This is a genomic window from Desulforamulus aquiferis, assembly GCF_030577015.1.
Lineage (GTDB): Bacteria > Bacillota > Desulfotomaculia > Desulfotomaculales > Desulfotomaculaceae > Desulfotomaculum > Desulfotomaculum aquiferis.
The window spans coordinates 1-13,833 of the sequence record NZ_JARPTC010000022.1; the positions used below are offsets into that span (position 1 = coordinate 1).

General features: G+C 41.2%; 9 protein-coding genes and 1 pseudogene. 3 read left to right on the forward strand and 7 right to left on the reverse strand.

Annotated features, from left to right (window positions below; genetic code table 11):
* Positions 1-278: 278 nt before the first annotated feature.
* The 3 genes and pseudogenes from P6N53_RS14910 to P6N53_RS18835 form a co-directional block, all read right to left on the reverse strand.
* Complete coding sequence (locus P6N53_RS14910) at positions 279-995, reverse strand: hypothetical protein (protein WP_304544562.1); 717 nt, start codon at positions 993-995, stop codon at positions 279-281.
* Positions 995-2,269 (reverse strand): sulfite exporter TauE/SafE family protein, encoded by a 1,275-nt coding sequence (locus P6N53_RS14915; RefSeq protein ID WP_304544564.1) that lies wholly within the window; start codon positions 2,267-2,269, stop codon positions 995-997. Before P6N53_RS14915 ends, P6N53_RS14910 begins: the two co-directional genes overlap by 1 nt.
* Positions 2,270-3,631: 1,362 nt before the next feature.
* Positions 3,632-3,821 (reverse strand): annotated as a pseudogene (locus P6N53_RS18835) (IS1634 family transposase N-terminal domain-related protein); the annotation flags it as partial.
* A 630-nt stretch (positions 3,822-4,451) separates the two neighbouring features.
* On the opposite strand from P6N53_RS18835, the gene P6N53_RS14925 reads away from it, so the two are divergent.
* The 3 genes from P6N53_RS14925 to P6N53_RS14935 all read left to right on the forward strand — a co-directional run bounded on the left by P6N53_RS14925 (position 4,452) and on the right by P6N53_RS14935 (position 7,896).
* Complete coding sequence (locus P6N53_RS14925) at positions 4,452-5,063, forward strand: Crp/Fnr family transcriptional regulator (protein WP_304544567.1); 612 nt, start codon at positions 4,452-4,454, stop codon at positions 5,061-5,063.
* Positions 5,064-5,160: 97 nt separating this feature from the next.
* Positions 5,161-7,086, forward strand: coding sequence for an anaerobic carbon-monoxide dehydrogenase catalytic subunit (cooS, locus tag P6N53_RS14930; protein WP_304544569.1), 1,926 nt, complete (start codon positions 5,161-5,163; stop codon positions 7,084-7,086).
* Between the two features lie 21 nt (positions 7,087-7,107).
* Positions 7,108-7,896 (forward strand): ATP-binding protein, encoded by a 789-nt coding sequence (locus tag P6N53_RS14935; protein ID WP_304544571.1) that lies wholly within the window; start codon positions 7,108-7,110, stop codon positions 7,894-7,896.
* Positions 7,897-7,972: 76 nt separating this feature from the next.
* Here P6N53_RS14935 and P6N53_RS14940 read toward each other — a convergent pair whose 3' ends face one another.
* The 4 genes from P6N53_RS14940 to P6N53_RS14955 form a co-directional block, all read right to left on the reverse strand.
* The gene (locus P6N53_RS14940) at positions 7,973-8,686 is read right to left on the reverse strand and encodes a hypothetical protein (RefSeq protein ID WP_304544573.1); all 714 of its coding nucleotides are present in this window, start codon (positions 8,684-8,686) and stop codon (positions 7,973-7,975) included.
* A complete protein-coding gene (locus P6N53_RS14945; RefSeq protein WP_304544576.1) occupies positions 8,686-9,969 on the reverse strand; it encodes a sulfite exporter TauE/SafE family protein in 1,284 nt (427 codons plus the stop codon). The genes P6N53_RS14940 and P6N53_RS14945 overlap by 1 nt, the downstream gene beginning before the upstream one ends.
* Before the next feature lie 171 nt (positions 9,970-10,140).
* Complete coding sequence (locus P6N53_RS14950) at positions 10,141-11,514, reverse strand: IS1634 family transposase N-terminal domain-related protein (RefSeq protein ID WP_304544578.1); 1,374 nt, start codon at positions 11,512-11,514, stop codon at positions 10,141-10,143.
* 521 nt (positions 11,515-12,035) lie between these two features.
* A complete protein-coding gene (locus tag P6N53_RS14955) occupies positions 12,036-13,832 on the reverse strand; it encodes a vWA domain-containing protein (protein ID WP_304544579.1) in 1,797 nt (598 codons plus the stop codon).
* Between the last annotated feature and the right edge of the window lies 1 nt (position 13,833).

Here is a 13,833-nt window from a genome sequence, read left to right on the forward strand (position 1 = left end):
AATAATCCCTCACGACTCCTCTCTCCGCAGTGGACAGCGCTAATCCCTTGCTTCGGGCGAAAATGGGCCGCCTTCGAGTAAACATCGTGTTTACCTCAGGCTTGAGCGGACATCCATGTCCGCTCACCCATTTTCGCATCCTCAGCTTCGCGAAGCGCTGTTTCCACTGCTTCGAATGTCGCTGCTCGGGATTATTAAAACCCAGTTAAATCTTTTTCAACAGACTGCAACATAAAACACCCCGTAGGGTGTTTTATGTTGGAAATTATTCGTTTTGCTTATGCTTCAACCTTCTTACCAGCTTTATTCATGGTTATGCCAAAACCTATGCTGAGGTAATAGATGGCAAAACCGTACCACAGGGTGTAAACCATATAGAAAACTAACATAAAGGTCATTATACCCATGTTATCCTTCACATACTTAGTCTCAACACCATAGTAATTATAGGCTGGCTCAATTACCTTTTTAGAAAAGTTTTGGATGGCCAGGGATTCAGCAAATAATGCTTTATTATCCAATGACTTTGTTACAGACTTAAGGGAATTGTACCAGCTATTTGTTGCCTCCCTGGGGTCAATACTATACTTCTGCTGTAAAACTTCGCCCTTATTATCATACATAGCGGTACAATCTTCAGCTAGGGTTGAAAATATCTTGCCCAGATCAGCCTTGATGAACAGTTTTTCTTTATCTGTGGCTATGGTGGCACCATCTACCTTCTTGTAAAGATTAGCCCAACGTTCCGCCTGACCTTCATCTTTGCAGGTAAGGGTTACATCTATTTCACTACCGTTCCATTTCTCGGACTTTTTAATCTCTCCCTGAACAACAGCAGCAGCTGAACCCTTGGATATAGCATTAAACATATCATCTGCAAAATCCAGCCCATTTCTGCCATTTCCAAAGGATGGGCTCATCATATAGGCATAGATTACGCCGAAGGATATTAGCATTACCAATCCTATTAAAAAAGCTCTACTATCTCTTATCATTAGTGTGACACTCCTTTCCCACCGGCACTTCCCTCTGCTTCACCGCGCAAGACCGGTATCCCGCGAAGGAAGGCGATCAATATCCAACCAGCAAAGAGCAGCACCAATCCGAAGAATATCCAGGCTCCAATATCAGCAAGTAGTTTACCCGTTTCAGCTGTCAGCTTGATATAACCCATCTGTCCCATTTTTTCCGGTAAGGCAAAGAGTCTGTTAACAAAACCTGCTAAAATCGCTATGGCATAGAAGGCACGGATATAGATACCAGGAACTACCTTCGTGGTTGCGGCACCAATTTGAATGCCAAGTAGGGAACCTACAAGCATACCCATGGCTAGAGTGTAGAAAATGTAGCCATAAATGGCGTATTGACTTATGGAACTATAGCCTGCTGTAAAAATGATTTGCAGAATGTCAGTTCCCACCGTGGTGAATGAGGATACACCAAGACCATATACAAACATGGGGAAGGTTAGAAACCCGCCGCCTACACCTAGGATAGCCGCAGTAAAACCAACCACTGCTCCACAAATAGCCACAAACCAACCAGAGATTTGGCGTCCACCCAGATCCTCATCAAACTTAACCATTGGTTTAAGATTAATTTTCTGAAGGTAGATAGCTAACTTAGTCATACCTACAGGGCCACCATGGGCATCACCACTATCTTTGGCTCCCCTTGCCTTAATGAAATCATATAGTGAGTAAAAACCTAGAAATCCTAGCATAACCACATAGATGGCACTAATCACAAAATCACTAAACACCGGATTCATGTTGAAGAGTGCTCTATTTAAGGTGCCTCCAGCCGTAACACCTATACCAGAACCACAGAGGAAGGCAATGGCTAAGGGTATATTAACGTTACCTAATTTTTTGTGTATTACAGTTCCCATGATAGCTTTAGCAAATATATGAAACTGATCAGTACCTACTGCCAGAATACCTTTAACACCAAGACTCATCAGGGCAGGAGTAATAACAAAACCGCCACCGGCACCGATGCATCCGGTAATTAGACCCGCACAAACCCCGATGGCCATAGAACCATAAAACATGGTGGGTGTATAGTGAGAAGGTCCATAGGCACTTTTCCCTCCAATAAACCCAGGTAAGTCAGCGGCATAACCAATGGCTGGAATAATTATAGGCAATAGCATTACCGCCAAGATAAGCAAGTGCTTTCTACTTTTAATTATATTATTTGACATTTCCAGTTCCCACCTGGCGTGGGCCCTGGAGGCACTCATTAGGGCTTCATATACTCCCCTCATGTGGGCAACCCCTTTCATTTTTTTATATTATAAAGGTGCTTTAAAAAATAAATGGTTCCCCTGCTTTTTCCAATGTTTTTAGTTCCTTTAAGGTTCTTGTGTTTAGTAAAAAACTATAGGATTATATCTCTTAAGGTAATTTTTCTAGAGCTTCACCCCCTCGCCAGGATAGTCCAGTTCTCCTGGCAATTAATTGATTAATAATCTCAAGTTGAATATGACCAGAGATTATTTCCGGTGAGTAATGATAATCAACATATATACTCATGGGAGGAATTCTTAATTGGTCCCTAATTATAGAAAACCTATCCGTAAAAACACTTATGCCATTGAGTTTCCTAATAACCTCTTGCTCCAACTGTTCCCCCTTAACCTTCCAGGTTAAAACAATTTTAGACCTTATTTTTTCCTGTAATTCTTGTTCATTGATTACATAGAGTAAATTTTGAGTTGCCTCATCAAAATGATAATTAACTATGTTTTGACATCCGTTATCCTTTATTACTGCATCAGCCCTTTTTCTAATAAAGTTACCTTTAGTCAATTTACCTAGGATAATATCTGCCTTAATGTTTTCTAGCCCGGCAGAAACCCTGGCCAGACCTGCCTGAATTTCTTTCATTTTGGATTTGCTTATTGGTTGATATGTGATTGTACTGAAATACCAGGCATTGTTGTAAAAATGGATACTTTCTTTTACTAGTTCTTTAGAAATCTGTTTTGGCACTTCTTCAACTTGATGGGCTAACAAACAACCTTCCTTCAAGTCATCTAGACTTTTCAACAGGTCCATTACAACTACTTTATTGGTGGAGTGTTGTTCAATTCTTGTTAGCAATCTATCAAGCTGGCTTTTTATCTGACTCCTTTCTTCCACATACTCATAATCTAGGGCTGTACCATTGAGCTCATAAGCAATTATCAGGCAAAGGTCCTTCTCATAGCTGAGCATTGAATCAATATCCTTAATCATTCCGTCAAAGGAAATTCCTTTAAAGACACCATCAAAAACACATACAATTATGGGATTGTGATTTTTTTCTCTTTTATATTTAAGATAAAGTGGCATTTTATTTAGAACTTCCCTACTAGCTGTCTCTCCTAGCTTTTTTACAACCTTATAAAAATCTAATCCTGAAGCTTCAATCAATCCCATCTGTTTGCAAACATTTTGTATTGGCCCACTATATTCAGCCGCCAATATTGATTTAACAATCATGGACTCAACCAAAGTTCGGAACTTATTATCTGCAAGCAATTGATTGATAAACCCTTCAAAATCAATTCTCTTTAATTCTTCTAAAATTCTTGTCACCTTACCCTTTGGTGGTAGAATAAGATTTTGCTCATTACTACGGGGCACTAGCTCATTTTGCAACTTACGCAGGCTATTTATTAAGTAATCCAATCTACCAGGAGAAAGGTTCTCTATACTACCAAGATTTGCCAATACGCGCTGCTTAACTTTTCCATCTTCACGATAGTTTTCAATTAATTTTACATAAACATACTCTCTTCCGTTTTTCTTGGTAACGATTTTGCGCAGGAACATTTTCCACCTCCGCCCTGCATAAAGCATATCTTTTAGTTTTCATAAACATAGCCCTTATATTTTATTTAAAATTTGGTTTATATTTTATTTAGCTGCTAACTTGGGCAAATATTAGCAAATGAGCTTTTTATTTGCAAGTACTTTTTTGCACAATATGAAAAATTTTTTATTATTTCAAGCTCTAAACATTGAAATCCTTGATTTAAGCTGATTATCAGAGAGTGTCAAAAATCTTTGTCAAAAGAGTCCAATAGCTAAACTAAATATTTTTATTTGTCATTTCATTAATGTGTCACAAATTTTTCTTTCTTTATTATTTTTTGTAAAAAATAGTTGACAATATATGATAATGTGTTCATTGAAATAAAAAACACCCTCTCAACGAAGGGTGTTTTGGGGTTATCCAGACTATTCTACTTCGGCTTTTGGGACTGCTTGCCCATGGTGCTGCCTACCCCCTTAATATATTGCAAAGCCATAGTGCATTTACATTAAAAATAAATTATATTATTTTTGATGCCGTACAGGAATATCCAAATTCCAGGACAAATATATGACAGAACATTATAGCTTGGAGGAGTTACTATCAAAGAGATTGATAAAATAAAAAAAGCAGATATGTTTGGGGTTGTGCAACCTAAGGAGATCAAAAAATACAGGAAATACTTCCAGGAATTAATTTTTAACAAAAAGGACATCGTATTCTATCCGGGAAAGTATCCAAATTCAATTTTTTTGATCCTTGATGGTAAAGTAAGGGTATTTTTAAACTACAACCTGGGTAAGGAATTTACATTAACCGTATTAGAGTCAGGAGATGTATACAGCGGGCATACCAGGGCCTTTGGTCAGGCTATAACTGACGTAAAAATAGCCTTAATACCTATTGAGGTTTTTAGAGCTATGCTTACCGATCTTCCTGGACTGGTTTTTGGCCTGGTAAATGTATTAGGTGATGCCCTAAAGGGATCCATCGATGTAATTGAAGGCTTAGTTTTTGATGAAGCCGGTATGAGACTGATTGCATTATTACAGGAGTGGTCCCGGGATGGTGAAACAACCGATGAGGGTATTCTTATTAGGTTAGAATTAACCAGGGAAGAAATGTCCAGCATGATAGGCAGCACCAGACAGACCCTGGCAAATATCTTCAAGGAACTTTCCAGGGCTGGACTGGTTGAACTAAAGCAAAAAAAACTCCTTATCAAGGATTTTGAGGGATTGAAAGCTTTCTATAAGTAATCAGTATAAATTTTCTTAATATTTGTAAAATGTTTTACATTTTTTTAACCAACTGGCTGGTAAAATAGGATCAAAAGTATACAAGGGGGTACTATGCATGAAGGGACAACCGGATGTAAAAGATCTAACAATGGATACTGGCGTTCAGCAAATGCTGGAAAAGGCAAGGGAGGAAGGGATTGAAACTGCCTTTGACCGGGCCGCTAAGATGACCCAGTGTGGCTTTGGCTCCCAGGGAGTTTGCTGCAGGTTGTGCCTGGAGGGGCCATGCCGTATTGCGCCCAAGGGTAAAGGTCCACAAAGGGGTGTCTGTGGTGCTGATGCTGACACCATAGTTGCGAGAAACCTCTACCAGCATGTCATGCAAGGAACATCCAGCCACGTTGAACATGCCAGGGAAATTGTCCATGCTTTAATTGAAACAATTGAAGGGCATGCGCCATACCAAATTCAAGGCACCGATAAGTTAAAATGCCTGGCCCAGGGTTTAGGAATAGATATTGAAGGTAAAGAAATTAACCAATTGGTTAAAGAAGTTACAGCCAAGGCCCTTGAAGATTTTCAGAAACAGCATGGCACCCTCAATTGGCTTAAGCTTAAATCCCACGAAAAAAACTTTCAAAATTGGGAAGCATTGAACCTATTGCCTGAAAATGCCCATGCCGAAATAGCTAAGTCTTTGGCCAGAACCGTAATGGGTGCTGACTCTGACCCAGCCAATCTCTTGATGGGAACCGTTAAATTAAGTCTTGTTGATGGTTTTGCCGGACTACACATGTCCACGGATCTACAGGACGTTATGTTTGGCACACCAAGGGCAGTTAAGGCCCAGTATAGATTAGGTGTAATTAAAAAAGATATGGTTAATATCGCAGTCCACGGCCACGTACCCCTTCTAGCCGAAAAGGTGGTGGAATGGGCCGGCAAGCTGGAAGGCGAAGCTCCCAAGGTAGGCGCCCAGGGTATTAATATTGTAGGTGTTTGCTGCAGCGGCAACGAGCTTTTAATGCGTAAAGGTGTAAATGTTGCCACCAATTATGCCAGCCAGGAAATGCCCATTATCACCGGTGCCCTGGATGCCATGGTTGTGGATATTCAATGCATCATGCCCGGTTTACAGCAGGTGGCCCAGTGCTACCATACTGAGCTTATTACTACCATCCCCTACTCCAAGATTTCAGGTGCCACCCATATTGAGTTTTCCACAGAGAAAGCCGATGAGGCTGCAAGGGAAATAGTTATGCGAGCCATTAGCAATTTCACCAAGCGTGATCCAAACAAAATAAGCATTCCTGAGGAAATTACCGAAGCCTACGCCGGTTTTTCCGTGGAGCAAATTGTCGAGGCTTTGTCAGCAGTTAACAAAAGTGATCCTTTAAAGCCTTTAGTTGATTCCATCGCCTCGGGCAGCATATTAGGTGCTGTGGCTATTGTGGGCTGTACAAATCCTAGAAGAAAGCAAGACAAGTATAATGTTGAATTAGTTATGGAATTAATAAAGAATAATGTGTTGGTGGTAGCCACAGGCTGCTCGGCCCATTCCCTGGGTAAATTTGGTTTATTATCCCCCGATGGTCTGAAATATTGCGGCGAAGGACTACGTGGGGTGCTTACTGCGGTAGGTCAAGCCAATGGACTGCCGGCTCTGCCTCCCGCCCTCCATATGGGTAGTTGTGTGGACAATTCCCGTATAGCTGATTTACTTTCGGCCTTAGCCGGCTATCTAAATGTGGGTGTAAAGGATCTGCCCGTGGCGGGATCCTGTCCCGAAACCCACCATCCCAAAGCCTTGGCCATTGGAACCTACTTCCTGGCCAGCGGTGTAGACGTTCATGTGGGGGTTAACCCCCAGGTAACAGGTTCCGAGCTTGTCACCAATGTTTTAACAGCTGCCAAAGAGGATTTCCCAATTACAACTGACGCCCTCTTCGGTGGAAAAATAATCTATGAAGAAGATTCCGTTAAAGCAGCGGAACTAATCATTGAGAGAATCAAAATGAAACGCAAAGCTTTAGGAATTTAATTCTACAGCGGAGTGATGTTAATGACAGAAAAACATGGTCTGAAAATTGCCGTGTCAGGCAAGGGCGGGGTGGGCAAAACCACTTTGGCCGCCCTACTATGTCATCTCTTTAGCAAGGAAGGTAAATCTGTACTGGCAGTGGATGCAGACCCGGATGCAAACCTTGGTATGGCCCTGGGATTTAGCCCAGATGAATTGGCACAAGTCACTACCATTGCCGAGGATAGAAAACTGATTAAGGAGCGTACCGGTGCTGAGCCAGGTACACCCGGTTCACTTTTTTGTCTTAACCCAAGGGTTGACGATATTCCTGAAAAGTATATTGTTAATAAGGGCAACATACGTCTCCTGCAACTGGGGCAAAGTGCCGCCGGGGGAAGTGGCTGCTACTGCCCGGAAAACACCTTTCTGAAGAAACTGCTAAACCACCTGGTCTTAGCGCCAAACGATACCGTTGTAGTTGACATGGAGGCAGGTCTAGAGCATATGGGTCGGGGAACTGCCCGTGCAGTTGACGCCTTTATAGTGGTGGTGGAGCCGGGTCAAAGGAGCTTTCAAACTGCTGCAGCAACTGTGAGGCTGGCCAAAGATTTGGGCGTGGAAAAGGTTTTTGCAGTAATTAACAAGGTACATCCCGGACAGGAGGAAAGTGTTTGCAGGTTCCTTGATTTCTTGCCACTGTTAGGCATTCTTCCCTTCAACCCTTCAGTCATTGAAGCAGACCTAACAGGTACTCCTGTATTTGAAACCAATGGCCAAATGGTTCAATTGGCAGAGCAAATAAAGGACAAGCTCGAAAACAACGTCTAGTCATATAGCAAAATAAAATGACCCTGGGCTTCTATCATGGAAGCCCAGGGTTACCTTTTTAGATAGCTGATAATACCTATGCTTCTGCCTTTTTAGCAGACTTGTTCATGGTGATACCAAGTCCCTGGCATAGGTAGTAAATTGCGAAACCGTACCAGAGGGTATAGAAGAGGTAGAATACCATCATAAAGGTCATTACACCTTTATTTTCCCCAACCGGCTTTGATTCAACACCGTAGTAGTTATAAGCAGGCTCAATGTTTTTCTTCTGCAAGCTCTGAATAGCCAGGGATTCGGGGAAATTATGCTGGTTATCAAGGGCTCTAGTTACCTGCTTGGTAGAATTATACCAGCCATAGGTAGCTACTCTGGGATCAAGGCCATATTTGGCCTGTAGTTCGTTACCCTTGTTTTGGTACATAGCATCACTGTCAACAACAATGGCAGCGAAAACCTTGCCCAAATCGCCACTGATCTTTAGCATTTCTCCGCTTTGAGCCACATTAACACCGGCTGTTTGATAAAGCTTGGCCCAATCTGCAGCTTCTGCCTGGTCCTTAGCCTTAATTTCAACATCAAAGGCAGTACCGTTCCATTTATCAGCCTTGGCAGCTTCACCAAGTACAATCTCATAGGCAGAACCCTTGGAGATGGAATTAAACATGTCGTCAGCATACTCTAAGCCGTTTCGACCATCCCCAAAGGATGGGCTCATCATATAGGCATAGATGACGCCGAAGGATAACATCATTAATAGTCCAATGATAAATGCTTTGCTATCTCTAATCATTAATGGCTCCCTCCTTTCCCAGCCACTGCACCCTTGGCACTCTCAGCCCTTAATGTGGGAATGCCGCGTATGAAGGAGAGAATGATCCAACCAGCAAAGGCTAATACCAAGCCGAAGAATATCCAGGCTCCGATGTCAGCAATTAATTTACCGGCCTCTGCACTAAGTGAAATATAGCCCATTTGTGTTAGTTTTTCCGGCAGAGCAAACAATCTGTTCACAAAACCAGCCAAAATCGCCAGGGCATAGAAGGCTCTGATATATATACCAGGAACAACCTTTGTTGTAGCGGCACCGATTTGGATACCCAGCAGAGAACCAACCAGCATACCCATGGCCAGGGTGTAGAAAATATAGCCATAGATGGCATACTGGGCAATTGAACCATAACCAGCAGTAAAGATAATTTGTAGAATATCAGTTCCTACAGTGGTGAAGGAAGAAACACCAAGACCGTACACAAACATGGGGAAGGTCAGGAAGCCACCACCCACACCTAAGATAGCTGCTGCAAAACCAACAACAGCACCGCATATTGCCACAAACCAGCCAGAGATTTTACGACCTCCGGGAGTAATATCCTCATCAAACTTAATCATGGGAGCCAGATTGACTTTTTGCAGCTTAACAGCAAGGGGAGTAAGTCCCGCAGGACCACCATGGGCATCCCCACTATCTTTTTGACCCTTAGTCTTGATAAAGTCATACAAGGAGTAGAATCCTAAGAAACCAAGCATTACAACATAAATGGCACTAATTACAAAGTCACTCATTACCGGGTTTGATGTAAACAAAGCACGGTTTAATGATCCACCAGCAGTTACACCAATACCGGAACCACACAGGAAGGCGATAGCCAGGGGAACGTTTACGTTGCCTAATTTTTTGTGTATCACTGTACCCATAATGGCTTTGGCAAAGATGTGGAACATATCAGTACCTACAGCCAGGATACCTTTTACACCCAGGGACATTAGGGCTGGTGTGATTACAAAACCGCCACCTGCACCAATACAGCCGGTAATCAAGCCGGCACAAACGCCTACGGCCATGGAGCCATAAAACATGGTGGGATTGTAGTGAGAAGGCCCATAGGCAGTTTTCCCACCGATAAAGCCAGGCAGATCCGCTGCATGACCAATGGCCGGGATAATCAAAGGAAGCATCATAATTGCTAAAATAAATAAGTGTTTTCTATTGCGAACGATGTTATTTGACATTTCCATTTCCCATTTAGCATGGGCCCTAGAAGCTGCCATCATACTTTCGAACAAGGCTCTCAATTGAGTAACCCCCTTTATTAAAATCTTGAGAATGTGCTTTTTCTAACTAACTAGTTCGCGATAATAGTGACAAAAATTCAGAATATTAATTCCTATACTTATTGAATGTTGCTTTAAAAAGTGCTACAATCATAAATGAACGGTAGTGACAAAATAAAATTTTATATTTCTTTAAACTCCACCTCCTTGTGGCATATCCATAGCCCTTGATATTTGATATTTGATTATCTCGAGTTGAATATGTCCCGAGATCACATCCGGTGAATAGTGGTAATCAACATACATATTAATTGGTGGAATTTTAAGTTGATCAGTTATTATATTGAACTGGTCTATTTTAAGTTTAACTGTACTTGGTAGGTTTAGGGTGTCTAAATCCTTATCTATTCCTTCGATTTGCCAGGCTGTAGTAACTACCGATTGATTTTTCTCCCTTAAAACCTCTTCATTAATGCTGTAATTAAAGGCCTGGCTGGCTTCATTAAAACTGTAGGAAACCACATCCTGGCAGCCATTTGCCTTAATCACTGCCTCTGCCCTTTTCCTCAAAGCTGAATCTTTGTTTAATTTGCCCAATAAGACATCTGCTTTAATATTTTCTAAGCCTGCAGTTACCTTTGCCATGTTTGCCCTGATTTCTTTAATTTCTAATTCACTTTTTTGCTCATAGCGGATGGTATTGAAATAGGGAACCCGTTCCATTAAATCCTTAGGCAAATTTACCACTTGCTTTGCCATTAAAAAATTTGGGTTATTTGCCTTTAATAAACTATCCTCATCAAGAACAATGATGGTATTACTGATATTCCTTTGTAATCTTTCCACCAATATTTCTATTTGCTCTTGAACCTCATTTACTTCTTCAGTAAATTCATAATCAACGGGATTTCCTTCAGCATCACAAGCTATCAATAATATTAACTGTTTGTGATAATCCTGGGGTAAATAAAGGTTGCCAGGAACATCCACATCAAAGGCGGTTCCTTCAAAATTAATGGAGAATATATAAACAAACATGGGATTGTGAATGCTTTCAGATTCATTGATCCTTTTCAGCCTTATTGCTAAAAATTCTTCTTTAGCCTCATCTTCTCCTAGTCTTTTTATCGCATTGTAAAACTGAACACTGGGGGCATCCATCAGACCTAAATCCTTACATACTTCTTGAATAGGATTACTTGCCTCTGGAGCTAGGATGCTTTTAATAATTAAGGCCTCTGCTATTTCATAGAGCTGCTTCTGGTTAACAATTTTATTAATTGTTCTTTTTATTGTTAAATCAACTAATAGTTGTTTAATGATTTGAACTTGTATCCTTAAATCATTGGGGATTATTGTTTCATTGCCCTGTGACCCAATTTCATTATGTAGTTTTTTTAAGCTGGCCATCAGGTAGTTTATTCTTTCTTGAGAGAGGTTCTCAATACTTCCAAAATTAGCTATAACCCGTTGCTTTACCTTACCATCAGAACGGTAGTTTTCTATAAGTTTCACATAAACGTATTCTTTCCCGTTTTTCTTAGTAGTTATCTTGCGAAAAAACACAATCTTCACCCCCCGCTACTTCCGCAACCTATATAAAGTTAGTATTTTTTCATCCCTACCGAGAAAACTACCATCTATCACAAAAATTAATAAAGATAAAATCTCATCCCTGTATCAATATATTAAACAGTTTGTTTACTCTAAAACAAATCTAATCTCGTAACATTATTTTTTGTCATCACCCTTACTTGGGGGTAATGCTATCAAATGGCCTTTTTGATTGCAAGTACTTTCTTGCACAAAATCAAAAATATTTTTCTGTTTTTTATAGTTTTCATTACGTTTTCAGCCATCTAATCAAGGTATTTTCAGTGTGACAAAAATATTTTGTCATCACGTTTTTTGTGTCAAAAAATCTTATAAGTTGTTATCAAAAACACACCGGGCAATTATATACCGAAAAAATTATTTTTTTCCTTTGTTTATTGTCTTATGCAAAAAAAGTATTGACATTATTTAAAAAATATATCCATTATAAAAAGCTTACCCACAAGGAGTAGCCCTTGTGGGTAAGCATCGTATTATTCTTTTTCTACAAGCTGCTTTAAAAGCCTTCCAAAGCTTGTTATTACCGTATTATAGTCGGTCCAGGGTATGCTGTTCTCGTAACCATAGTCCGCCGGCCTATCACCCACCGATATATTAATTGTCTTGAAGCCCATATTCTTTAAGCGCCTCACCTGCTCCTTGACCAGCTTTGTTTCTGGTCCCGGATTAGGATTGCCATCGGTTATTACAATTATTACCTTTTGCACCCAACGCCTACCCTCGGACATTAACCTTAAGGCGCAGTACTTCAGGGCACTTCCCTCGGGGGTGGTTCCCTCTGCTCCGGTCATGCCGATTCGTGCTTTGCTTGTCAATGTTGGTGAATATAGCTCGGTCATGTTCACAGCCACCTTTAGGTTAAAGCCAAAAATCCAGGTCTTGACTGAGTCTACCGGTTCAAGGGCCTCCAGGAAGAGAACAGCCAGGTTTCTAGCCAGTTCCACCCGGGAGATTCCTTCGGCGGCAGGATATACCATAGAAGCACTGGTATCTATTAATAGTCCTATATCCATATTTCTGGTTCGAGTATTGATAACTTCTGTTTGCTTGAATAATTTATTGGAATAGTAGGCTTGATAAAGGGAGTCTTCGTCCAATTCCCCACTTGGCAAGTTATACTGGTTTATTACCTGACGGGTATTGGCCCAGCTTAGACGATTTCTAAGCCTAATGATAAAGGGCTTTACCACTGTCCTGGCCAGTTCATAGCGTTCTGCTGCTCCCTCATCTATCACGGGTTTTCTAAAGACCACCATGGGTGGTGGTGGTGGTGGGTAATCCGGGTCAAGCCCTGCCTCCATCAATTCCGACAAATTGGCAACCTGAAGCTGCTCTTGCCTCATATTTTGAATTAGACTCTGGAGATCTCCGGGAATATTGGTCTTATCCTTCGAACCACCACTTGTATCGGTCTGATGATTACCCCTGCCGTTATAATCCAATAAAGTACTGGGCAGTGAGTAGGCAATGTCATGCTGGATTAGGTTGCCGAATAACTCCTCATAAACCTTCTTGGCCACACTGCGGGTATTTAGCTTCCCTAGTCTTACCGGATTATCTATATAAATTATTTTGTGCAGCAGCTCAACCACCTTATTTACCCTGGGCACCTTAGAAACATATCCCCTTGTAGATCTCATTGTAAGTAGAAATTCCGTTGCCCTCAGGTTTAGCTCGTTCTCCATCAGATCCTTTTTGGGGACATGGGCCCATTTGTTAGGATCTAAATCATATTCATAACGTCTCAGCTTCCAAAAATAACCCTGGTATCCTGGATAGTGAAGGGCTGTTAGGTGTTCAATATAAACGTCCTCCACCACATTTCTAACTGTAGCCATAAAGGGATTGCCCGGCATTTCAGTATAATATTCGGGTGAGCTAAATTGGGCATGGGCAGCCTCATGCAGGGCCATGCCCGTTAGTACATCAACAATATCCCCTATTAAAAAGCCCGGTGGTGGATTCATTAAGGGCTCAGCACTTAAGGCAATCTGCTTTCTTCCAAAGTCAGTTCTGGTCTCTTTAGAGCTAAAATTAATGGTATATTTATTTCGACCATGAACAATATCTACTATCCTGGAAACTGCCCCTAGAATTGCGGTCATTGCCATGGCCTGGGCATCCATATCCTCGGAAGCTAATAATTTATGACTAAACATGGCGTAATTATTTCCTGAAACCCTTCCGTTACCATCCAAGCCCTTACCCGTCAGCCAAAAATCAGAGAGACTCTTAGTTTTCCATGTCTCAGTGCTAATTTGTAATGTCAAA